Source organism: Methylobacterium sp. BTF04 (genome assembly GCF_010692745.1).
Taxonomy (GTDB): Bacteria; Pseudomonadota; Alphaproteobacteria; order Rhizobiales; family Beijerinckiaceae; genus Methylobacterium.
In genome coordinates this window covers 198,585-220,493 of the sequence record NZ_JAAHTB010000001.1, presented here as the reverse complement: position 1 = coordinate 220,493, position 21,909 = coordinate 198,585, and the positions used below count along the sequence as shown (strand labels likewise).

Below are 21,909 nucleotides of genomic sequence, written 5' to 3'. Positions count from 1 at the left end.
TTAACTCTGGCGTCCCATTGCTCTTCGTATGCGTGACGCCACCTCCGAGACAGACCGGCTCGCCGCCCTCGCGAGCCTCGAAATCCTGGATACGCCGCCCCAGCGCGAGTTCGACACCATCGTGGCGACCGCGCAGCGGATGCTCGGCTGCAAGAGCGCCTTCATCTCGCTGATCGACGACACCCGCCAATGGTTCAAGGCCCAGCGCGGCCTCGGCATCAGCCAGACTCCGATCAGCCAGGCCTTCTGCACCCATGCGCTAGCGGCCGACGACATCCTCGTGGTGCCGGATGCCACGTGCGATCCGCGCTTCGACACCAACCCGCTGGTGACCGGTGCTCCGAACATCCGGTTCTATGCCGGGATGCCGATCCGCGCTCAGCACGCCTCCGGCGTCGGCCGCCTTCCCATCGGCACGCTCTGCGTCATCGATCCCCAGCCGCGAGCCCTGGACGAAGCCGAGGAGCGGGTCATGCGCGATCTCGCGCACCTGGCCGAAGCCCTGCTCGATGCCCGCGGCATCGCGCTGACCCTGGCGCGTCTTGCCGAAGACCGCCGCCGCACCCTGGAGCGGCTCGACCGCACCGACCGGCAGTTCCGGCAGGCGGAGCGCATGGCCAATATCGGCTCGTGGCGGCTCTCGCTGGCCGACAGCCGTCCCGAATGGTCGGAGCAGACCTACGCGATTCATGGGGTCCCGATCGCCGATGGAACCCCGTCACTCACCACCGCGCTCGACTTCTACCCGCCGCAAGCGCGCCCCGGCATCGAGAGTGCCGTGGCGCGCACCATCGCCACCGGCGAGCCGTTCGACTTCGAGACCGACTTCATCAACGCCCAGGGCAAGCAGTTGCGGGTGCGCAGCATGGCCGAGCTGGAGGTGCGCGAGGGCGTACCGGTGGCCCTGGTGGGCGTGTTTCAGGACGTCACCGCGCGCTACGCGATGGAACAGGCCCTGCGCCACACCGCCCATACCGACGAGCTGACCAAGCTCGCCAGCCGGAGCCGGTTCAACCAGTTCCTCGACGACAAGCTCGCGGTCGCGTGGGACAGGCAGGAGGCCTTCGCGCTGCTGCTCATCGATCTCGATCACTTCAAGGCGGTGAACGACCTGTGCGGCCATCTCACCGGCGACGCGGTGCTGAGGCTGATGGCGGCCCGGCTGCAGGCGCCGTCTCTCGACGACAGCTTCGCCGCCCGGCTGGGTGGGGACGAATTCGTCCTGGTGGTCACCAGCCCGACGCTCCTCATGGATCTCGAAGGACTGCTGCGGCGCCTGCTGTTCGACCTTCGCCACAGCGTCACGACGGACAGCGCGTCCATCGCGGTCTCGGCCACCATCGGTGCCTGCTTGCGCGACAAGACAACGAAAAGCCGTAGCGACATGGTCCAACGGGCCGATCAGGCGCTCTATCGGGCCAAGAACCGGCAGCGCGGCTTGGCCGCGATTGCGGGCGTCGCCGGGTTCGTCGAACACCAGGGCGGCCCTTTCGCGCTTCAGGTCGCGGTATAGGGCATCGCGATTCTCGAAAAGTGGCGCTACCGCCCCTTGCGCAAGGGGCGGACGAGGCTTGTGCCGGATTCGGCAAAGCCGGTGGCCACGCAGAATCCTTGCAGATCGGGCCGATCCGGCGGCGCCAGCACTTGGAGCGTGTCGCACTCGGCGTTGCGGGCGGCCTGGGACGCCGCCTTGAGCAGCATCCGCCCGATGCCGCGCCGGCGCTGCTCCGGCCCGACGAGGAGCGTCGTGATCTGCGCCACGGGGCGAACCTCCTCCAGCGTGCGGTACCAATGCAGCACGACGAGCCCACTCGGCGGTCCCCATTCCAGCGCGATCAGGGCCACCCCGTGCCCGGCGCGCAGGGCATCGAGGCTGTCCGCGAGTCGTTCGGCCGGCTGCGGCCGCCCGGCCTCGGCCAGCAGTTGCGCCAGCCCGGCGGCATCGGCCGCCTGCGCTGCGCGGATTTCCAGCCCGTAGCGGCTGCCCAAGACGAAGTCTCCCGATCCGTTGCCGACATCATCGCGCGCAAGACCCAGCGATCAGGTCCCGCGTCGCGCCCGCGCCTCGGCCCATTCCCGGTCGCGGTCCGCCTGCGCCGCGCGCTCGCGGGCGCTGTGCCGGGCCTGCTCGGCATAGACAGCCCGCAGCCGCCGCTCCTCGCGTTCGGCCATCTTGCGCTGGCGGGCTTCCGCGGCAAGCTTCTGGGCCCGCAATTCCTCCACGGAGACGGGCGGCGGCTTCGGCTTCGGCTCGGCCCACGCGTGCGTTGGCGGAGGGCGCGGGGCCGCTCCGGGCGCGGGCCGGCCGTCGACGAGTGCCTGCGCCTGCCTCAGTGTCAGGCCGGCGGCGGCAGCGACGCGCGTGGCGGCGGCCTCACCAGCCGCACGCTCCCCCGGCGTCGCCCCCCGGGCCATCAGCATCCGGCACTTGGCGAACCGGTCGCGGTCGAGGGGCGGCAGCGCCGTCACAGCCGGGGCCGGCTCAACGCTTCTTGTTGCCGCGCGGTCCGGTCGCCACCGGGGTGTTTTCGCGATTCTCGACGAAGAGCTTGCGCCAGCGGGCGAGGCGCTCGGGGTCGAGGGTCCCGTCCGCCACCGCCCCCTGCACGGCGCAGCCGGGCTCGTGCGCATGGGTGCAGTCGCGGAAGCGGCACAGCGGACTCAGTTCGGTGATCTCGGCAAACAGCGTCTCGATCCCCTCGGCGGCATCGCTGACATGGAGATTGCGCATCCCCGGCGTGTCGATTACCCAGCCGCCCCCGGCGATGGCGTGGAGCGAGCGTGACGTCGTGGTGTGGCGCCCCTTGGCGTCGTGCTCGCGGATGCCGCCGGTGGCCTGGGGCGCGTCCTGCGCGTCGCCCGCCAGGGTGTTGACCAGGGTCGACTTGCCGACGCCGGAGGAGCCCACCAGCGCCACCGTCCGCCCGGCCGCGCACCAGGGTTCGAGCGCAGCGACGGCCTCGCCGGAACGGGGATTGACGATCACCACGGCAAGCCCGCGCTGAAGGCTCTCCGCCTGCGCGCGATAGGCGTCGACATCGTCGGCGGTGTCGGCCTTGGTCAGCAGGATCACCGGTTCGGTGCCGGCCTGGTTGGCGAGGGCGAGGTAGCGCTCGAGCCGGGCCGGGTTGAAATCGGCGTTGCACGAGGTGACGATGAACAGCGTATCGACATTGGCGGCGGCCAGTTGCGGGATCTTGGAGCCCTCGGTGCGCCGCGCCAGCACGGTCCGGCGTTCCAGGCGCCGGTGCAGGGTCAGTGTCGTAGGCTCGACCAGCACCCAATCGCCCACCGCGAAATCGCCGGTGTTGGTGTGGACCGGCAGCATCAGCCGGATCGGCCCGGTGGATGCCATCGCGCTCATGCGGGCGCGGTGCACCGTGGCGATCCGCGCCCGCGCAAAATCGGCCTCGTCGCTGCGGCACTGATCCGCGAAGAAATCGGACCAGCCGAGCCCCGGCAGCGAGACGGCATCGTCGGAAGGATCTGTCACGGTTGAGCCCAATTCCGCGCTGGCGTCGCGCGACATGACGGGGAAGGCCTGGCCGGCGGCCCAAGCGGGTCGGCCGTGGGGGATACGGGCCGGTGAAGGGCGCTCACACCCGGAAACGCGCGGCGTGGCTGCCGATCTCGTCGAGGGCGATGGGCGCCGCGCCCGCGCGCTCGAGGGTCTCGCGCAACTGCTTGGCGCCGACGCCCCCCGGCACGGCCAGCAACAGGCGACAGCCGTCGGCGCTGGTGGCGACCACCTCGCCGTAGAGATCCTGCAGGGAGCGCGTGGCGTCGGCGCCCCAGGCCGCGACCCGGGTGGCGTGCAGCACCCAGTCGCGCTGGGCGGCAGCCGGATCGTCGAGGGGCTTGGCGACCACGAAGACCGGGGTTCCGGCCGGGTGAGCCGGGCGCTCGATGAAGGGCAGACGGGCGATCACCTTCGGGCGGCCCTCGCCGACGAGGCCCTCCCACCACGGCGCCTCGGCCGAGGGGGCGCCTTCGCCGAGGCGGAAGATGCCGAGATCGCCGCGCGAGGCCGCCACCGCCTCGATCACCGAGGCGCAGGTGGGATGCGGCCGGTAGGGCACGGTGAAGCCAAAGTGGAAGCGGGCGGAATCGCGCATCGGCGCGTCCCCGGCCGAGACGTCGGCATGGACCGAGAACGGCGCCTGTACCCAGGTGAAGGTCGCGATGATGACGCGCCAGATGCCCTCCACGGTATCGAGGGGCAGCAGGCCGCGATGGCGCTCGGCCACCCGCCGCATCATCGATGCCTCGCGCCCCGGCCGGAATGCCGAACCGCTGGCCGAGGTGCCCTTCACGGCGATGAGCCGGTCGATGATCGTGCCGCGCTGGATCAGCAGGGCATGCATCTCGGCGTCGATCCGGTCGATCTCGGCACGCAGATCGCCGAGATTGTCGAGCGGCGGCGCGGGTCGCGTGGTGAAGCGCATGCGGGGTCTTTTGCGAATGTTCTGGCGGAGGTCACGCCGTGTCTACGACCGCTCGCCGAGAAGGACCAGTCCGCAACACCGGCTCGCGCCGCGCCATCGGCTTTCGTTGACGCTGGCGGGCCCACACACTACCTCCGGTCCTCACAGTTCCGCGGGCGCCACCGGCTTCCGGGGCGCCCCGTTCCATCTTCCGAGACCTCTGCATCGTCAGAACCCGCCGGACCCGCGACGGCGAACCGGCGAAAACCCCCGACGAACGCCTCATGACCACGTCGCTCGATCTGACCACGGCGCCCGGCGCCGCCGACACCGACCGCACCGAGGCGCCGGCAGCGGACGTGCGCCGGGGGCTCGAACCGAAGGGCCAGGTGGCGCTTTTCGGGGCCGACGAGCCGCTGGCGATGGATGCGGGCGTGGCCTTCGCGCCGTTCCAGATCGCCTACCAGACGGCCGGCACCCTCAATGCGGCGCGCTCCAATGCCGTGCTGATCTGCCATGCCCTCACCGGCGACCAGCATTTCGCCCACACACACCCGGTGACCGGCAAGCGCGGCTGGTGGGAGACCCTGGTCGGGCCGGGCAAGCCGGTGGATACCGACCGCTACTTCGTCGTCTGCTCGAACGTCATCGGCTCGTGCATGGGCTCCACCGGGCCGGCCTCCATCGATCCCGCCACGGGGGGTGCCTACGGGCTCGACTTTCCCCTCGTCACCATCCGCGACATGGTCCGCGCTCAGGCGATGCTGCTCGACCGGCTCGGCATCGCGGACCTGTTCCTATGCATCGGCGGTTCGATGGGCGGCATGCAGGTGCTGCAATGGGCGGCGAGCTACCCCGAACGGGTGTTCGCCGCGATGCCCATCGCCACCGGCGCGCGGCATTCGGCGCAGAACATCGCCTTCCACGAGGTCGGCCGGCAGGCGATCATGGCCGATCCGGCCTGGGCGGAAGGGCGCTATCTGGAGGCCGGCACGCGGCCGGCCAAGGGCCTCGGCGTCGCCCGCATGGGCGCGCACATCACCTACCTGTCGGAGCCGGCCTTGCACCGCAAGTTCGGGCGCCGCTTCCAGGGCGGTTCGGCCCCGACCTTCTCGTTCAACGCCGACTTCCAGATCGAGAGCTATCTGCGCCACCAGGGGCTGAGCTTCGTCGAGCGCTTCGACGCCAACGCCTACCTGTATTTGACCCGGGCGATGGATTATTTCGATCTCGCCGCCGACCAGGGCGGGGTGCTCGCCAACGCCTTCAAGGGCACCCGGACCCGCTTCTGCGTGATGTCCTTCACCTCCGACTGGCTGTTCCCGACGGCCGATTCGCGCGCCATCGTGCATGCGCTGAACGCCGCTTCGGCGGCAGTGGCCTTCGTCGAGGTCGAGAGCGACAAGGGCCACGACGCCTTCCTCCTCGACGAGCCGGTGATGTTCAACGCCGCACAGGGCTTCATCGACGCCGCCGCCAGGGCACGCGGCCTGTGAGGGCTCTGCGCGACCTGTCTCCGGCGCCCTGGGACGTCGCCGCCCTGCTGCCGCGCGGCGAGGCCGGCGGCGCGCGCATCGATCATCTCGTGGTGCTCGGCCTCGTGGCGCCGGGCGCGCGAGTGCTGGATATCGGCTGCGGCGACGGCACCCTCCTGGCGTTGCTGCGCGACCGGCGCGGCATCGACGGGCGCGGCATCGAGCTCTCGCGTGAGGGCGTCAACGCCTGCCTCGCCCGCGGCCTGCCGGTGATCCAGGGCGATGCCGACACCGATCTCGAGAACTATCCCGACGACGCCTTCGACGTCGTGGTTTTGTCCCAGACCATCCAGGCGACGCGCAATCCGCGCATCGTACTCGAACATCTCCTGCGCATCGGCCGGCAGGTGGTGATCTCGTTCCCGAATTTCGGGCATTGGCGGGTGCGCGCCGAACTCGCGTTCCGCGGGCGGATGCCGGTGACGGAGCTGATGCCGGAGGCCTGGTACGAGACCCAGAACATCCACCATTGCACCATCCGCGACTTCGTCGGCCTGTGCCGGACGGTGGGCGCCGAGATCGAGAAGGCCACGGCACTCAACGCGCGGGGCCGGCCGATGCGATTCGCGATGCCGTGGTGGGTGTGGAACGTAATGGGCGCCCAAGGGGTGTTTTTGCTGAGCCGGGGCGAGCCCGGAGACGGCGCACCGCGCTGAGGATCGGCCAGGCGTCGCCGGTAGAGACCCGACAGGTCTGTCACCTGCGCCGGATGAGCAGCGTCGCCACCTCGTAGGTCACCTGCGCGCCGTCGGCCTCGAACCGGCGCAGCACCCGCCGCAGGCCCCCCGACGACAGTGGTGCGGCGGAACCCGGCGTCCCCGCGCCGATAGCCCGGAGCGCCGTGAGGAAGGCGCCGCCGTCGTCATGGCTCTCCACCACCGGCTCGCTCGACGCCGCCACCGTGCACTCCGCGATCGCGAGGGCCTGCAGCGCCGACAGGGCCGGGTAGGTCGGCGTCGCCGCCTCCAGGCCGAGGGCCGCATGCGCCCGGCGCCACTCGTGGAACGTCCCCGAGGCCAGGGTCGCCACGGCAAGCAAGCCGCCGGGGGCGAGCAATCCGGCAAGCCGCGCCAAGGTCCCGTCGAGATCCTCGAACCATTGCGCCGCCAAACTCGACGCGATCAGGTCGAAGCCCTGGGCGAGGCACGGGCGCTCGCCATCCATCACCAGCCCCTGCACCTCGGCGCCCATCCGCCTCGCGCAGCGCCGGACCATGCCGGGGGCGATGTCGGAGGCGATCAGGCAGGACGGCGTGAGCCGCCGGCGCAAAGCCGTCGTCAGCAGACCGGTGCCGCACCCGATCTCCAGGATGCGGGGCGCCGGGGGCAAAGGCGCGGCGGCGATGCGCACGGCCAGCCGCTCGGCCGCCACCGCCTGGATCACCGCGGCGCGATCGTAGCCCTCGGCCCCGTCGAAGGCCCGGGCCACAGCCTGTTTCCAGGAACGCATCGGGGCGGCCGATCATGAGGGAGTGGCGGCGATAGCGCGAGCGGCGAGCCGGCTCAAGCGGTGGGAGACCGAGCGCACTCGGCGGTGCGTCACGAGGCCGGTCATAGGAGTTCGATAGCAGAAGACTTTCTTCTGAGGAGCGGTGGCGTGCGATCCTCGAAGCCCACCGTCCGCGCCGGGATTAGCCGTTCTACCCCGCCAAGCCCTGCTCGATCATCCGCGCCACGGCGAGGGCGCGCCCGTCGTCGCCGAAGCGGGCGATGATCTGTACACCGAGGGGCAGGCCGTCGCCTGGTACCGGCAGGTTGACGCAGGGCACGCCCATCAGGGTCCACAGCCGGTTGAAGCGCGGGTCGCCGGTGGAGGACAGGCCGGCCGGGGCGCGGCCGGGGGCGGACAGGGTGAGGATCGCGTCGACCTCCGAGAACACGTCCTTGAGGGCACGGCGGCCCCGGTGCGCGGTCCGGCGGGCGTCGTCGTAGTCGCACGCCCGGAAGTCCTGCGCCGCGTCGAGGCGCGCCTTCAGGGCAGGGGGGAGGGCGTCGGGGTGGTTGGCGTAGTCCCAGGCGAAGGATTGCCGCGCCTCGAATTCCTGGATCACCGGCTGGCAGCCCCAGGCCGCCGCCACGGCGTGCGGCAAGACGAGATCGGTGACGATCGCCCCCGCCGCCTCGGCGGCCAGACCCGCGCGCTGAAGCGCCGACAGCGCGTCCGGGTCGGCTGCGCCGGCGAAGTCCTGCAGGCAGATGCCGATGCGGGGGGCGGCCGGCGCGTCGGACTGGAGATCGATGCTCGGCCGGTCGGCGAGCAGCGCCAGGGCGTGGGCGATGTCGCGGATTCCCGCGCCGAACAGGCCGAGCGTGTCGAGCGCCCAGGAATAGGTCTTCATCCCCACCGTCGGCAGCAGCCGGAACGAAGGCTTGATCGCGGCCACACCGCAGAACGCCGCCGGGCGGATCACCGAGCCCGCGGTCTGGGTGCCGAGCGCCAGCGGCACCATCCCGGCCGCGACCGCCGCCGCGGAGCCCGCCGAGGAGCCGCCGGGGGTATGGTTGGGGTCGTGCGGGTTCACGGTCCCGGTCGGGTCCGGGCCGGCGAGCGGCGAGGTGGTGGTCTTGCCCAACGGCACGGCGCCGAGCGCCCGCAGCCGCGAAACGATGGCCGCATCCCCGCGCGGGCGCCAGCCGGCATAGATGTCCGAGCCCATCTGGGTCGGCAGGTCGGCGGTGTCGATGACGTCCTTCACCCCGACTGCGATTCCGGCGAGCGGGCCGTGATCCGGCACCACCGGAGTATCGTGGCGGCAGACGAAGGCACCGATCTCCGGCTCGCGGGCGGCGATCGCGTCCTGCGCCAGGCGGACGGCGTCCGATGGTGTGAGGGCGCCGGAGGCGATGCGGGTGCGCAGATCGACGAGTGACAGCATGGTCCGTGGAGTCAGATGGCGGGCGCGATCTGTCAACACGTCTCCACAGGAAGTGGCGACGTCGCGACAGCGTTGACCAAGCGTTTACGCAACGCCCCGCATTGTCGTCGTCATGTTGCGTAGCGTTCTCGCGTTCTCCGCCCTTGCCCTCGTCGGCGCCGGGCTCACCGGTTGTGCGCTCACCAAGTTTGAGCAGCGCGATCCCTGGCGTGACCAGACCGAACAGGCCTGCAACGCCAAGGGCCTTGTCGAGGCGACCGAGTTCGTCACGCCGGTCAAGGAGATTTCCGGGCCGGGCGTGTGCGGCATGCTGCAGCCCTACCGCATCACACGGCTCGGCAAGGGCAGCGTGCTGCTCAAGCAGCGCATGACCCTGGCCTGCCCGGCGCTCGCCGAGGCCGAGGCTTGGCTCGCCGACACGATCCAGCCGGCCGCCGCGCTGTATTTCGGCCAGCCCGTGGCCGAGATCAACGCCGGCACCTATGCCTGCCGCGGGCGCAACAACCAGGCCGGCGCCAAGCTCTCCGAGCATTCCTTCGGCAATGCCGTCGACATCATGTCGTTCAAGCTCGCCGACGGCTACGTCATCACCGTGAAGGGCGGCTGGCGCGGCACCGAAGCCGAGCAGGGCTTCCTGCGCGAAGTCTTCCTGGGGGCGTGCCAGCGGTTCTCGACGGTGCTGGCACCGGGCTCCAACGTGTTCCACTACGACCACATCCACGTCGATCTCGCCCGGCACGATCCGCGCGGCCTGCGCCGTATCTGTCAGCCGCTGATCAAGTTCACGCCCCAGCTCGGTGCCGACGCCGCCGCGCGCACGATTTCGCGGCCACGTCCCCCCGAACACCTGCCCGCTCCGCCGCAGGCGCCGGTGGACGTGGAGGAGGACGATCCCTACGGCGTCACCCCGATGTCCTCGCGCCAGGTCCCCAGCCGCAGTGCGCCCTCTCAGCTTGCGCGCGCCCCGGCCCCCGCACAGGCTGCTTCGGCCTACGCGGCGGCCGCGCCTCGCCCCATGGCGTCGCGTCCGCCGGCGCCCCGCGTCGCCACCGCCTTGCCGCAGGAGGATTTCACGCCGGGCTATGGCGCCGAGCCCCTGTCGCTGTCCGCGCCCGACCTGTCCGGACCGATCTACTGAGCGGATTACCACTGTGCCCCGCACAGCGCAGAGGCCATCAAACCGACGGGGATGCGGCCCGCGCGCTTGACTCCGCGGGGCCAGCGGCCATCGTTCCGCGCAACCGACGGACTCCAGCATAAGATTGCCGGCATGCGCCCGAATCTCCTCTCCGCCACTTTCTCGGCCGCCCTCGTTCTGGCCGCCGCCCTCCAGCCCGCGCTCGCCCGCTCGGGCCGCGAGGAGGTCACGCCGGCCGAGGAGCGCGAGTTCAACTTCGACGCCGATATTCCGGGCTGCCAGGCCCCGGAGGTGCTCGAGCGGCTGTCCTCGCACTTCGCCGAGAAGGAGGCGAAGTTCTGGAATTCGGCGCTGACCATCGTGCGCTACGAGCAGATCGAGCGCACGGCCTGGCGCCCCTGGGGGCTCGATTACTACCCGCGCCGCTATTGCAGCGCCGTCGCCACCACCTCGGACGGCCTGCGCCGCAAGGTCGACTACTCCGTGCGCGACGGGCTCGGCATCATCGGGGCCGATTGGGGCATCGAGTTCTGTGTCCACGGCCTCGACCGCAACCGCTCCTACGCCTACGCCACGGCCTGCCGCGAAGCCCGTCCGTGAGCTTCGTCGCCAAGGCCGTTCTGGCCGGAGCCCTGCTCGTCGGTGCCGCCGGCGGCGCGGCCGCACAGGGCTACGACCAGCGCGGTGCGCCGGGTGAATTCGATTTCTACGTGCTCGCCCTGTCGTGGTCGCCGACCTATTGCGAGAGCGACGGAGCCCGCCGCGAGGCCAACGGCCAGTGCCGTCCCGGACGCGGCCTCGGCTTCGTCGTCCACGGGCTGTGGCCGCAATACACCCGCGGATATCCGTCGAACTGCTCGGCGGTGGAGCGGTCTCCCACGCGACAGGCCATCGAGGCGGCCGGCGAAGTCTATCCGAGCGAGGGCCTCGCCCGTTACGAATGGCGCAAGCACGGCACCTGCTCGGGCCTCGACCCGATGTCGTATTTCCGCGCGGCGCGGGCCGCCCGCGAGGCGGTGACGATTCCCGACGCCTACAAAGGCCTCACCGGCGCCACCCGCGCCGCGCCCATCGAGATCGCCCGGCAATTCGTGGCCGCCAACCGGGGCCTGCGCCCGGACATGATGTCGATCAATTGCGTGCGCGGGCAGTTGCAGGAGGTGCGAATCTGCTTCTCCAAGGATCTGCGCGGCTTCACCCCCTGTCCGGAGGTGGCGCGCCAGAATTGCCGCGCGGGCGAGATCGCCATCGACGCCGCGCGCTGATTGCCGCCGCATGAACTACCGCCACGCCTTCCACGCCGGCAATTTCGCCGACGTCCTCAAGCACCTCGTGCTGACGCGGGTGCTCACGCACCTGCAGGCCAAGGCCACGCCGTTCCGGGCCATCGACACCCATGCGGGTCTCGGTTTCTACGACCTGACCGGGGATGAAGCCGGGCGCACCGGCGAGGCGGCGGACGGATGGGGCCGGCTCGACACGCTGTTCCCGGAGGCCGTCGAGACGCTGCTCGCCCCCTATCGCGCGGCGGTGGCCGCCACGCAGGCCCGCCACGGGGCCGACACCTATCCTGGCTCGCCGGCCATCATCCGCGAATTCCTGCGCTCCACCGACAAGGGTGTCTTCGTCGAGCTGCACCCCGCCGACGCCGAAATCCTGCGCGAGCGCTACAATCAGGATTCGCGCACCAAGGTCATGCATCGCGACGGCTGGGTCGCGTTACCCGCGCTGATCCCGCCGCCCGAGCGCCGCGGCGTCGTGCTCATCGACCCGCCCTACGAGGAACTCGGCGAGATCGACCGCCTCGGCGCGGCGCTGATCAAGGCGGTCGCCAAATGGCCCACCGGGACCTACCTGGCGTGGTACCCGATCAAGGACGTGGCGAATGTCGACCGCGTGGTGGCGGAGCTCCACCGCACGCTGTCGCGCCCGGCCTTGCGCCTCGACCTGCTGGTCTCCGAACCCGACCCGACGCGGCTCAACGGCAACGGCCTTCTCATCATCAACCCGCCCTGGACACTTGCCGAGGAGGCGATGCTGTTCCTGCCGGCCCTGGCCGAACGGCTGGCCCGCACCGATTATGGCGCCTTCCGCTGCGAGGCGTTCGGTGCGCAAGCCTAAGCCCCCCTTCGCGGCTGGGGATGGCCCGGTCATGCCCTGGACCCTCATCGACAGCGCGGAGATCCCGGGCGGCGCAGCGCCGATGCAGCTCCTGAGTCAGGGGGATACCTTCTCGATCAGGGTCGGGACGGCGGAGTTGATGACCAACCGGGACCGCGACTCGGAGCAGGCCCTGGCCACAATGCCCTGCGCGCGGCTTCGCGATCACGCCGCTCCGAGACTTCTCATCGGTGGTCTCGGGATGGGCTTCACCCTCCGCGCCGCCCTCGACGCGCTCGGTCTCCACGCCGAGGTGGTGGTCGCCGAACTGATGCCGGCCGTGATCGCCTGGGCGCGCGGGCCGCTCACGCATCTCTTCGGTGGGAGCCTCGACGACCCGCGGGTCGACCTCGTCGAAGCGGATGTGAACCGCCTCATCCAGTCGGGCCCGGCCAAGTACGACGCGATCCTCCTCGACGTCGACAATGGGCCCGCGGGCATGATGCGGCGGCAGAACGACCGCCTCTACGACGCGTGGGGACTCCGGCGGGCGCATTACGCCCTTCGGCCGGGCGGCATCCTCGCCGTCTGGTCGGGCGGGCCCGATCGCAGGTTCAAGGCACGGTTGCGCCGGTGCGGCTTCTCCGTCGAGGAGATTCGCTTTTCGGCGCGCAAGCCGGAAGGCAGCCGTCATGTGCTCTGGATCGCCCAGCGCGGCGATACTCCAGCAGCGGACGTCTCATCCGACTGATCGCGTCGGCGCCGAGGACACGACGACGCCCGCGATTGATCAGACCGCCCAAATTCTCTCTGGATAGATTAAAGACAATCTCAAGTTAATTATTGCGATATTATATAACCTATGGTGATAATCCGAGAATGGGTTGCGGCAGTGATACGCAACGAGTCTCGGAAGTGATTCCATGTCAAAATGGACCGAAACCATTCCCCTGGACGCAGCGCGTCGAGAGCTGAACGGTAAGCTCCGCGGCGCCAGAAATGCGACGATGCTCGAAGTCCTCGGCAGCCCAAGGGCGCATTACACGAGCGACTGCCTAGACCCGACCAATCCCGATCTCATCAAGCTTGTGGTTCGTGAGGATGTCGGGCCATTCAAGGCAAAAGGACTGAAGCCGGCCGTCGACACGCTCCGCGCTATCTTTCTGGAGGTGAAAGACGAGCATCCCGACATCCACGACTTATTGGGTAACATGGGCATGTTGTGCTGCCGCTACGTGCGCGGCAGCGCGAGCGCCATCAGCAACCACTCCTGGGGAACCGCCATCGATCTCACGATCGACGGCGTACTCGACAAACGCGGCGATGGCCGGGCGCAGCGCGGATTGCTCGCGATCTATCCGATCTTCAACAAGCACGGCTTCTATTGGGGCGCCGCCTTTCCGACTGAAGATGCCATGCACTTCGAAGCGTCGGATCAATTGATCCGCGAATGGCAAAAGGCCGGCCGGCTGATCTCCAGGACACCAATCGTGCAGGACAGCGTCGTGGAGTTCGGCGATCGCGGCCCAGAGGTGGTCGAGGTACAGCGTCGGCTCGCCTTGGCGATCTCGGGTGAGATTGCGGCTGACGGCATCTTCGGTACCGCGACGCGGGCCTCGGTGATGGAGTTTCAGCGGCGCAACGCACTGAAGATCACCGGAATCGTCGACGACGCTACGCTGACCCGCTTGCGGCAATCGGCGCCGGACATTCCGTGAGCGGCTGCTTTCGAGGGGACGCCGGAGGAGGCGAGGATGGCTGAAGCGAGATCGGCGGATTTTCTGGTGAACGCGGTCCTGGGCGACGCGGATACCGTCGCCAAGCTCAAGCAGGACCCTGGAGAGGTTTTGCGGAGTGCCGCCGCAGCGGCCAAGGAGGCGCTTCCCCTGACCGGGGACAAGTGGGTCTATCGGATGGTGGTCGGATTTCTCGGCGGCGTGCTCATCATCGTCGCCATCGGCTTGATCCTGTTGGGTTATGCCGGTGAAAAGCCGGCGCCGGAGGGCTTGATCGCCCTCGGCTCGGCGGCCGTGGGTGCGCTCGCGGGCCTCCTGGCACCGTCGCCATCCCACTGACCCGAGACCCGGTTCCGAGGCCATCGAACAGCGCCCGTCTTGCGGATCGGTTGGCCGGACCGCCGTGCGCGAGGGTTTTGCCATGCGCGATGGCGGACCCCGGCCCGATCGCCGAGACAACCCCGCCTCACGCGGCCACGCGGCCCTCCAGCGGGAAGACCTTGGCCGGGTTCATCAGCCAGCCGGGATCGAAGACGTTCCTCACCCGCATCTGCTGATCGAGGTCGTCCTGCTTGTACTGGAAGCGCATCAATTCGCGCTTCTCGATGCCGACGCCGTGCTCGCCGGTGAGACAGCCGCCGACCTCGACGCAGAGCTTGAGGATTTCGTCGCCGGCCGCCTCCGCCTTCTCCATCTCACCGGGGGTGTTGATGTCGAACAGGATCAGCGGGTGCAGATTGCCGTCGCCGGCATGGAACACGTTGGCGACGCGCAGGCCTTTTTCGGCACAGATCGCGCCGATGCGCTCCAGCACCAGCGCGAGCTGACCGGTGGGGATAGTGCCGTCCATGCAGATGTAGTCGGAGATCCGGCCGGTGGCACCGAAGGCGGATTTGCGGCCTTTCCAGATCGCGGCGGATTCGGCTTCCGATTTCGAGACCCGGATGCTGGTCGGCCGGAAGTCGCTGGCGATGGCCTCGATGCGGCCCAGCATCGCCGCGCACTCGGCGTCCGAGCCCTCGACCTCGATGATCAGCATCGCCTCGGCGTCGCGCGGATAGCCGGCTTGCGCGAAATCCTCGGTGATCAGGATCGCCTCGCGGTCCATGTACTCGATCGCCACCGGGATGATGCCGGCGGCGATGATCGCGGCGGTGCAGGCGCCGGCATCCTCCACCGAGGAGAACCCGACCAGGGCGGGACGCGCCCCTTCCGCGGCGCGCAGGATGCGCACGGTGGCCTCGGTGACGATGCCGAGCTGGCCTTCCGAACCGCAGATCAGTCCGAGCAGGTCGTAGCCCCCGGAATCGAGGTGCTCGCCGCCGATCTCCACCACGGTGCCGTCGTTCATCACCAGGGTCACGCCCATGAGGTTGTTGGTGGTCACCCCGTATTTGAGGCAATGCGCCCCGCCGGAATTCATCGCGATGTTGCCGGCGATGGTGCAGGCGAGCTGGCTCGACGGGTCGGGCGCGTAGAAGAAGCCCTCGTGGCTGACCGCGCCCGAGATGGCGAGGTTGGTGATGCCGGACTCGACCCGCGCCGTCCGGTTCGCGAAATCGACGGCGAGAACGCGGTTCATCTTGGCGACGCCGAGAATCACCGCATCCTCCTGCGCGATGGCTCCGCCGGCCAGCGACGTGCCGGCCCCGCGCGGCACCACGCGCACGCCATTGGCATGACAATAGGCCATCACCGCCGAGACCTCGGCCGTGGTCGAGGGCAGCACCACCGCCAGCGGCATCTTACGATAGGCGGTCAAACCATCGGTCTCGAAGGCGCGACGCTCGTCCTCGGTGGTCACCAGGGCTTCCGCCGCCACGAGCGGGGCCAGGCCGGCGATGATCGCATCGCGGCGGGCGACGATGCCGGCATCGGGCACGGGAAAGGCGATCGACATGGGGACATTCCTCCGGACGTATCGCCGCTTCAGCAACCGCTCAGCTACAGTCGCCTAAAGGAAAGGTGGCGGACGGACGGCCGAGGGGTGGGCAGCATCTTGGAAAAGGATTCTAGGGCAAACCGGGGGCCGGCGCATCCGGTTCGTCGCGGTCGCCCCGGGGCGGAACCAGACGTCATGCGAAAAGCTTCCTTTCGCCGCAGCCCGCGTCACGAACGTTCGCACGTTCTTGTCTCGACCTGTTCTAAACCTGTAAGCTCTGCCATAAGCCCAGGCGGTTAAAGCCGCTCCACGGAGGAAACACACGATGCGTCATCTCATCCTCGGCGCCGCGCTTGCGATGCTGCTCCCGATCTCCGCACAGGCTGAGGGCGATGCCGCCGCCGGCGAAAAGGCTTTCGCGCCGTGCAAGTCCTGCCACAACTTCGAGAAGAACGGCGTCGGCCCGACCCTGAAGGGCGTCGTCGGCTCGAAGGCCGGCGAGGGTGCCGATGGCTACGCCTTCTCCGCGGCCATGAAGGCCTCCGGCATCACCTGGGACGAGGCCAACCTCACGGAATGGCTGACCGACCCGAAGAAGAAGGTGCCCGGCACCAAGATGATCTTCCCCGGCCTCAAGGATCCCAAGAAGGTCGAAGACGTCATCGCCTACCTCAAGACCAAGTCCTGAATCTCAGAGGCTAAAGCCTCAGGCCGATCCGGCCGGCGCGTCTTCGACGGGCCGGTCCGTTCAGGATGCCGTTCCCGCTCTGGCGGGGGCGGCTTTTTTCTTGGTGGTCTTCGCGCTGGGATCGGCCTTGGCAGTGTTCCGAATGGCCTCCTCCGGGCCCGCATGCAGCGCGCCGCGCAAGTTCACCAGGATATCGAGCAGAGCCCGCCGGCCGTCGAGATCGAGGCCGGTCAGGCCGCCGGCGTCGCCCGGCACGCATTCCATCCGGCCCTGCAGAGTCCGGCCTTTCGGCGTGAGGAGGATGCTCACCTGGCGCTCATCCGCCCGGTCGCGGGCGCGCCGGACATGGCCCGACGCCTCGAGCCGCTTCAGGAGCGGCGTCAGCGTCCCGGAATCGAGGAACAACCGGTTGCCGATCTCCTTGACGGTGCTGCCGTCATGTTCCCACAGCACCAGCAGGACGAGATATTGCGGGTAGGTCAGGTCGTGGCCGGCCAGGAGCGTGCGATAGGTACGCCCGAAAGCGTGCGCGGCGGCGTAGACCGCGAAGCACAGCTGCGCATCGAGGCTCTGCGCGCTCTGTCGCTGAACGTCGCCGGACGCGATCGCGACGGTCCGCTCGATATCCTGTGAGGTCCGGACGTCGTCTCCGGACCGGTTCTGCTGCCGGCCCGACATGCCTTGGCTCCACTCTTCACTTCGATCTGCGGCCGGATAGGGTGAACCACCGGCCGCACATTCCTATCTTAGAGTTGACTCATATTGCGCACGATCGAGGCGCGCAACGAGGAAACATGATTGTGCGCAATCGAGTTTCATGCGAAATGGAACTGCATTGTGCGCAATCGACCGGCAGGCGAATCCCCTGTCACCCCTTTGCTCGGAGACGACGTCATGAAAGCTCTCTACACCGCCCACGCTCAGGCCACCGGCGGCCGTGAAGGCCACGCCTCCACCAACGACAAGGTCGTCGACGTGACGCTGTCGACGCCCAAGGAACTCGGCGGCGGCGGTGGCTCCGGTACCAATCCCGAGCAGCTCTTCGCCGCAGGCTACGCCGCCTGCTTCCTCGGCGCGATCAAGTTCGTCGCCGCAAAGGACAAGGTGACGATCGCCGACGACGCCAAGGTCGAGTCCACTGTCGGCATCGGCCAGCGCGACGACGGCACCGGCTTCGGTCTCGTGGTCACCCTCAAGGCGACCCTGCCGGGCCTCGACCATGCGGTGGCCGAAGACCTGGTGAAGCGCGCCGACGTGGTGTGCCCGTACTCCCACGCCACCCGCGGCAACATCCAGGTCGACATCTCGGCCGCCTGAGCCGAATCTGTCCGTCGGCGCGGTCCCGTGGCCGTGTCGACGGGCGAAAACCCGCATGCCTGCGCACCAAAACCGTATGACGCGGGGCGCGGCGTGCCTTAAGAGGGGCGCCTGCCCGAAGGCGCCCCGGTGGCGCCTTCCGACGACAAGCAGTCTGGAGACCCATGTCCGATCTCTTCGAGACGATCCGCCGAACGCTCGTGCCGATCCACAAGGAGGGTTATCCCTTCATCCTCATCGGCATCGTGCTGACGGTGATCGCCGGCTACTTCGCCCAGTTCTTCGGCTGGATCTTCCTGATCCTCACCCTGTGGGTGTGCTACTTCTTCCGGGATCCCGAGCGCGTGACGCCAGTAGGCGACGGCCTCGTGGTGTCCCCGGCCGATGGCCGCGTGAACCTGATCTCCACCGTTCTGCCGCCGCCCGAACTCGACCTGCCGCAGGAATTGATGCTGCGCATCTCGGTGTTCATGAACGTGTTCGATTGCCACGTGAACCGGGTACCGGTGACGGGCCGGATCGGCCAGATCCACTACACGCCGGGCCTGTTCCTCAACGCCGAGCTCGACAAGGCCAGCGACGACAACGAGCGCAACGGCCTCGTGATGGAGACCACCCACCGGGGCGCCCCCGTCCGGATCGGCGTAGTGCAGATCGCCGGCCTGGTGGCGCGCCGCATCGTCGGCTGGGTCCAGGCCAACGATACCCTGAACGTCGGCGAGCGCTTCGGCCTTATCCGCTTCGGCTCGCGCGTCGACGTCTACCTGCCCGTCGGCACCCGCGTGCTGGTGGGGCTCGGCCAGAAGGCAGTGGCCGGCGAGACGGTACTGGCCGATCTCGGCGGTGGTCCCGAGCGCAGCTTCCGGCGCATCTGAGGAGGCTGGCCGCATGGACGATCTGTTCCCGCCGTTCGCGCCCGACGCCAACGAGCCCCGGCCGCGCCGGTTCAAGCCGGTGCCGCTGCGGATGATCGCGCCGAACATGATCACCCTGATGGCGCTCTGCCTCGGGTTGACCGCGATCCGGCTCGCCTTCGAGGGCAAGTTCGAGCCGGCCGTGATCGCCATCGTGGCCGCCGCCTTCCTCGATGGCATCGACGGCCGGGTGGCGCGGATGCTGAAGGGCACGTCGCGCTTCGGCGCCGAACTCGATTCGCTCGCCGACTTCGTGAATTTCGGCTGCGCCCCGGCCCTGATCCTCTACGGCTTCGCCCTCAAGGAGCTGCGTGCGGTGGGCTGGATCGTGGCGCTGATCTTCGCCATCGCCATGGCCCTGCGTCTTGCCCGCTTCAACGCGATGCTCGACGATCCCAATCGCCCGGCCTGGAAGAAGGATTTCTTCGTCGGCATGCCGGCCCCGGCCGGTGCGCTCACGGTGCTGCTGCCGCTCTATCTCCATTTCCTCGGCCTGCCGGTCGAGCGCTGGGCCGCCCCGGTGGTGCTCGGCTACATGCTGTGCATCGCGCTCCTGGTGGTGTCCACGGTGCCGACCTTCTCCGGCAAGACCGTGGGCAAGCGGGTGCCCCGCGAGGCGGTGCTGCCGATCTTCCTCGTCGTGGTGGCGGCCTTCGGCCTGCTCATCAGCTTCCCGTTCGAGGCGATGGTGGCCACGAGCGTCGGCTATCTGGTGACCCTGCCCATCGGTGCGGCGCAGTACCGGCGCCGGGCCAAGGCCGAGGAGCGTGCCGCGCCGACCGCCATCCCGGACGACGACGACGACGCCGAGGGCACGGAGCACGATCGCGCCGTGGACAGCTGAGCCGCCGGCCTGTCGCCGCGCTGCGGCATTCCCTACGTTGAACCCAGCGATTCGGAAGATCGGACCGGGCGGAGCCATAGATGTTGGAAGAATTCAAGAAGTTCGCGCTGCGCGGCAATGTCGTCGACCTCGCGGTCGGCGTCATCATCGGCGCGGCCTTCGGGGCGATCGTGACGTCGGCGGTCCAGGACGTCTTCATGCCGATGATCGGCGCCGTCACCGGTGGCCTCGACTTTTCGAACTACTATCTCTCGCTCTCGTCATCGGTACAGAAGGGGGCGGCCTACGCCGACGCCAAGAAGCAGGGCGCGGTGATCGGCTACGGCCAGTTCATCACCGTGGCGCTCAACTTCATGATCGTCGCCTTCGTGCTGTTCCTGGTCATCCGCTCGATGAACAAGCTTCAGAAGCAGGAAGAGGCCAAGCCCGAGGCCGTGGCGGAAGTGCCGGCCGACGTGAAGATCCTCGGTGAAATCCGCGATCTTCTCGCGACCCGCCCGACGGTCTGATCGGAATCCGCTCGGCGGAGTCGGATCACGCCTTGGGCGGGACGAGATCGCCGAGCAATCCCTCGAGGGCGTGCTCCACCGCATCCGTGCCCTCTTCGTGGGTCTTCAGGCGGACCTCGAGGCGCTTGATCTGCGGCTCGAACATCTCCGGCACCACCGGATCACCGAGATATTGCGGCACGGCTTCGCCGGTGCTGAAGATCGAGCGCAATTGCTGGCCGAGATGGTCGCGCACCGGCTCGGGCAGCGCCGCGTCGGTGGAGGTCTCGTCTGGACTCATCGTGGATTCTCCTGGTGGATGCTCCTGAAGCAGCATGTCCAACGGCCGAATCGGGCTTGCGTTGCCGAACCTACCGCACGGCGTGCCGATACCATCGATGAATTTCTCGATCGTACATCGATCGCTGCGCAAACGGGTCAAATAAAAAGCCCCCCGGCGAAGGCTTCGCCGAGGGGCTTTGTCATATCAGGTGCGGAAACACCACGATTTCGACTACTCGATGACTTCGAGAATCCGGCCGCTGCGATCGACCAGCACCGTGCGGTCGTTGACGATGGTGTAGCGCGAGCCGCGGGCGTTGTACTCGGACGGGACGTCGTAGTAGCTCACGCCCGACCCAGGCAGGACGGTGCCGACGCGGACGTCGCCGTCATACGCATAGGACGAGTGCCGCTCGCGGTCGACGTACTGGCGAAAGCGGGGACGGTCGTCGATGCCGAGGATGCCGCCCACGGTGCCGGTGGCCGCACCGACCGCACCACCGACGATGGCGCCGAGCGGACCGGCAGCATCGCGACCGTCCTGAGCGCCGCGCTCGGCGCCGCGGACGAGGCCCTGGGCCTGGGCGGCGAGGGGCAGGCTAAGGGCGATGGCCGTGGCGGCCAGAAGGGTCTTCATGGTCATGGTTCGGGTCTCCTGAACGGGTTTCCCGCGACGCCGTGAGGCGCTGCCGGGTTCAGGGCATCAACGTGCGACCCGCCGAAAGGGATGCCAAAAAAACCAGGGCCGGATGATCACTGACGTGTCGCGATGCGGTTACGCTACCGCAATCACTCGGCTTTTCAGAGGCTTGCGATTGCCCCCTGCCGATCAGGACCGAGAACCCACGCCGGACGTCGCCGCTGGCGACGAAACCGGACTCACGCGTCCTTGGGCATTGCCGACTGGATCAGGCGGTCCGAGCTCAGGTCTTCCTCGTCGTAGCCCAGGAGCTCGGCGAGGCGGCCGCGGGCCCGGCTGACGCGGCTCTTCACGGTGCCGACCTTGCAGCCCATGATCGCCGCGGCCTCCTCGTAGGAGACGCCCTCGGCGCCGACCAGCACCAGCGCCTCGCGCTGATCCGGCGGCAGCTTGGCCAGCGCGGTCTGGAGGTCTTCCACGTCGAGGCGGTCGCCCTGGTGCGGGGCCGTGGCCAGGCGCGCGGCATAGGACCCGTCCTGGTCCTCGACCTCGCGCACGCGCTTGCGGTGGTCCGAGTAGAAGATGTTGCGCAGGATCGTGAACAGCCACGCATTCAGGTTGGTGCCCGGCTGGAAGCGGGCGCGATGCTGCCAGCCCTTGAGCAGGGTGTCCTGGACCAGGTCGTCCGAGCGGGCCGGGTTGCTGGTGAGCGACAGGGCGAAGGCGCGCAGGCTCGGCACGGCGGCGAGCAGGCCGTTGCGGAATTCCGGCTCCACCGCCTCGCCCCGCGCGCGCAGGGCTGCTTCGAGCTTCTCGATGAGTTCGGCGAACCGGCCCGGCTGCTCGTCGGTAGGCAGCCGGTCGTAGACCGTCCGCAGATGCTCACCCAGATGCGTCCGGATGTTGGACGACAGGTTGGGGCGGCCATCCGCCGTGGTGTCGGTCTCGGGGGCAGTCTCGGTCGCGTCGCGTGTCATGGCTCGTCGTATTCTGATCGATCGCGGGAGAGAGGCAGCGCAGGGTCGAAGCCCGCGCGAGACCTGTCG

Annotated in this window: 26 protein-coding genes; 15 read left to right on the top strand and 11 right to left on the bottom strand. The window is 68.9% G+C overall.

Annotation, left to right across the window (positions count from 1 at the left end; translation table 11 throughout):
* The first annotated feature begins 28 nt into the window (after positions 1-28).
* A complete protein-coding gene (locus G3T14_RS01055; protein WP_163639156.1) occupies positions 29-1,513 on the top strand; it encodes a diguanylate cyclase in 1,485 nt (494 codons plus the stop codon).
* 26 nt (positions 1,514-1,539) lie between these two features.
* Here the strand turns inward: G3T14_RS01055 and G3T14_RS01050 are convergent, their stop codons facing one another.
* From G3T14_RS01050 to G3T14_RS01035, 4 genes are all read right to left on the bottom strand, one after another.
* The gene (locus tag G3T14_RS01050) at positions 1,540-1,989 is read right to left on the bottom strand and encodes a GNAT family N-acetyltransferase (RefSeq protein WP_163639155.1); all 450 of its coding nucleotides are present in this window, start codon (positions 1,987-1,989) and stop codon (positions 1,540-1,542) included.
* Positions 1,990-2,040: 51 nt separating this feature from the next.
* Positions 2,041-2,469 (bottom strand): hypothetical protein, encoded by a 429-nt coding sequence (locus tag G3T14_RS01045; protein ID WP_348645182.1) that lies wholly within the window; start codon positions 2,467-2,469, stop codon positions 2,041-2,043.
* Between the two features lie 13 nt (positions 2,470-2,482).
* A complete protein-coding gene (gene rsgA / locus G3T14_RS01040; protein ID WP_348645181.1) occupies positions 2,483-3,493 on the bottom strand; it encodes a ribosome small subunit-dependent GTPase A in 1,011 nt (336 codons plus the stop codon).
* A gap of 103 nt (positions 3,494-3,596) precedes the next feature.
* On the bottom strand, positions 3,597-4,445 hold the full coding sequence (locus G3T14_RS01035; protein WP_163639153.1) for a chorismate mutase: 849 nt from the start codon (positions 4,443-4,445) through the stop codon (positions 3,597-3,599).
* A gap of 263 nt (positions 4,446-4,708) precedes the next feature.
* Here G3T14_RS01035 and G3T14_RS01030 point away from each other — a divergent pair, with 263 nt between their 5' ends.
* Both G3T14_RS01030 and metW read left to right on the top strand, forming a co-directional pair.
* Entirely contained in the window at positions 4,709-5,920 is a 1,212-nt protein-coding gene (locus G3T14_RS01030; protein ID WP_281409778.1) for a homoserine O-acetyltransferase, read from the top strand.
* Between the two features lie 14 nt (positions 5,921-5,934).
* The gene (metW, locus tag G3T14_RS01025) at positions 5,935-6,615 is read left to right on the top strand and encodes a methionine biosynthesis protein MetW (protein ID WP_246732846.1); all 681 of its coding nucleotides are present in this window, start codon (positions 5,935-5,937) and stop codon (positions 6,613-6,615) included.
* Positions 6,616-6,655: 40 nt separating this feature from the next.
* On the opposite strand, the gene G3T14_RS01020 is transcribed toward metW, so the two are convergent.
* The gene (locus tag G3T14_RS01020; protein WP_163639151.1) at positions 6,656-7,408 is read right to left on the bottom strand and encodes a methyltransferase domain-containing protein; all 753 of its coding nucleotides are present in this window, start codon (positions 7,406-7,408) and stop codon (positions 6,656-6,658) included.
* 190 nt (positions 7,409-7,598) lie between these two features.
* Complete coding sequence (locus G3T14_RS01015) at positions 7,599-8,834, bottom strand: amidase (RefSeq protein ID WP_163639150.1); 1,236 nt, start codon at positions 8,832-8,834, stop codon at positions 7,599-7,601.
* A gap of 112 nt (positions 8,835-8,946) precedes the next feature.
* Here G3T14_RS01015 and G3T14_RS01010 point away from each other — a divergent pair, with 112 nt between their 5' ends.
* The 7 genes from G3T14_RS01010 (at position 8,947) to G3T14_RS24610 (ending at position 14,147) form a co-directional block, all read left to right on the top strand.
* Positions 8,947-9,972 carry an extensin family protein gene (locus G3T14_RS01010; RefSeq protein WP_163639149.1) on the top strand — a complete coding sequence of 342 codons (1,026 nt, stop codon included), beginning with the start codon at positions 8,947-8,949 and terminating at the stop codon, positions 9,970-9,972.
* Between the two features lie 132 nt (positions 9,973-10,104).
* Positions 10,105-10,572, top strand: coding sequence for a hypothetical protein (locus G3T14_RS01005; protein ID WP_163639148.1), 468 nt, complete (start codon positions 10,105-10,107; stop codon positions 10,570-10,572).
* A 20-nt stretch (positions 10,573-10,592) separates the two neighbouring features.
* Positions 10,593-11,237, top strand: a complete 645-nt coding sequence (locus tag G3T14_RS01000; protein ID WP_246732845.1) for a ribonuclease T2 — start codon at positions 10,593-10,595, stop codon at positions 11,235-11,237.
* A gap of 10 nt (positions 11,238-11,247) precedes the next feature.
* Entirely contained in the window at positions 11,248-12,093 is an 846-nt protein-coding gene (gene rlmJ, locus G3T14_RS00995) for a 23S rRNA (adenine(2030)-N(6))-methyltransferase RlmJ (RefSeq protein WP_163639146.1), read from the top strand.
* Between the two features lie 31 nt (positions 12,094-12,124).
* A complete protein-coding gene (locus G3T14_RS00990; RefSeq protein ID WP_163639145.1) occupies positions 12,125-12,823 on the top strand; it encodes a hypothetical protein in 699 nt (232 codons plus the stop codon).
* A gap of 172 nt (positions 12,824-12,995) precedes the next feature.
* Complete coding sequence (locus G3T14_RS00985; protein WP_163639144.1) at positions 12,996-13,790, top strand: peptidoglycan-binding protein; 795 nt, start codon at positions 12,996-12,998, stop codon at positions 13,788-13,790.
* 36 nt (positions 13,791-13,826) lie between these two features.
* Positions 13,827-14,147, top strand: coding sequence for a hypothetical protein (locus G3T14_RS24610; protein WP_204262529.1), 321 nt, complete (start codon positions 13,827-13,829; stop codon positions 14,145-14,147).
* Positions 14,148-14,274: 127 nt separating this feature from the next.
* Here the strand turns inward: G3T14_RS24610 and G3T14_RS00975 are convergent, their stop codons facing one another.
* On the bottom strand, positions 14,275-15,708 hold the full coding sequence (locus G3T14_RS00975; protein WP_163639143.1) for an FAD-linked oxidase C-terminal domain-containing protein: 1,434 nt from the start codon (positions 15,706-15,708) through the stop codon (positions 14,275-14,277).
* Positions 15,709-16,015: 307 nt separating this feature from the next.
* Between G3T14_RS00975 and G3T14_RS00970 the strand changes: the two genes are divergently transcribed.
* On the top strand, positions 16,016-16,378 hold the full coding sequence (locus G3T14_RS00970; protein ID WP_163639142.1) for a cytochrome c family protein: 363 nt from the start codon (positions 16,016-16,018) through the stop codon (positions 16,376-16,378).
* Between the two features lie 60 nt (positions 16,379-16,438).
* Here the strand turns inward: G3T14_RS00970 and G3T14_RS00965 are convergent, their stop codons facing one another.
* Positions 16,439-17,056, bottom strand: a complete 618-nt coding sequence (locus G3T14_RS00965; RefSeq protein WP_163639141.1) for a MarR family winged helix-turn-helix transcriptional regulator — start codon at positions 17,054-17,056, stop codon at positions 16,439-16,441.
* A 216-nt stretch (positions 17,057-17,272) separates the two neighbouring features.
* Between G3T14_RS00965 and G3T14_RS00960 the strand changes: the two genes are divergently transcribed.
* The 4 genes from G3T14_RS00960 (at position 17,273) to mscL (ending at position 19,962) form a co-directional block, all read left to right on the top strand.
* The gene (locus G3T14_RS00960) at positions 17,273-17,695 is read left to right on the top strand and encodes an organic hydroperoxide resistance protein (protein WP_163639140.1); all 423 of its coding nucleotides are present in this window, start codon (positions 17,273-17,275) and stop codon (positions 17,693-17,695) included.
* A gap of 164 nt (positions 17,696-17,859) precedes the next feature.
* Positions 17,860-18,570 carry a phosphatidylserine decarboxylase gene (locus G3T14_RS00955; RefSeq protein WP_163639139.1) on the top strand — a complete coding sequence of 237 codons (711 nt, stop codon included), beginning with the start codon at positions 17,860-17,862 and terminating at the stop codon, positions 18,568-18,570.
* A 13-nt stretch (positions 18,571-18,583) separates the two neighbouring features.
* Positions 18,584-19,453 carry a CDP-diacylglycerol--serine O-phosphatidyltransferase gene (pssA, locus tag G3T14_RS00950; RefSeq protein ID WP_163639138.1) on the top strand — a complete coding sequence of 290 codons (870 nt, stop codon included), beginning with the start codon at positions 18,584-18,586 and terminating at the stop codon, positions 19,451-19,453.
* An 80-nt stretch (positions 19,454-19,533) separates the two neighbouring features.
* The gene (gene mscL / locus G3T14_RS00945) at positions 19,534-19,962 is read left to right on the top strand and encodes a large conductance mechanosensitive channel protein MscL (protein WP_163639137.1); all 429 of its coding nucleotides are present in this window, start codon (positions 19,534-19,536) and stop codon (positions 19,960-19,962) included.
* Positions 19,963-19,987: 25 nt separating this feature from the next.
* On the opposite strand, the gene G3T14_RS00940 is transcribed toward mscL, so the two are convergent.
* The 3 genes from G3T14_RS00940 to G3T14_RS00930 all read right to left on the bottom strand — a co-directional run bounded on the left by G3T14_RS00940 (position 19,988) and on the right by G3T14_RS00930 (position 21,840).
* Entirely contained in the window at positions 19,988-20,242 is a 255-nt protein-coding gene (locus G3T14_RS00940) for a hypothetical protein (protein ID WP_163639136.1), read from the bottom strand.
* A 213-nt stretch (positions 20,243-20,455) separates the two neighbouring features.
* The gene (locus G3T14_RS00935; protein ID WP_163639135.1) at positions 20,456-20,866 is read right to left on the bottom strand and encodes a DUF1236 domain-containing protein; all 411 of its coding nucleotides are present in this window, start codon (positions 20,864-20,866) and stop codon (positions 20,456-20,458) included.
* Between the two features lie 236 nt (positions 20,867-21,102).
* Positions 21,103-21,840, bottom strand: coding sequence for a sigma-70 family RNA polymerase sigma factor (locus G3T14_RS00930; protein WP_163639134.1), 738 nt, complete (start codon positions 21,838-21,840; stop codon positions 21,103-21,105).
* Positions 21,841-21,909 lie beyond the last annotated feature (69 nt).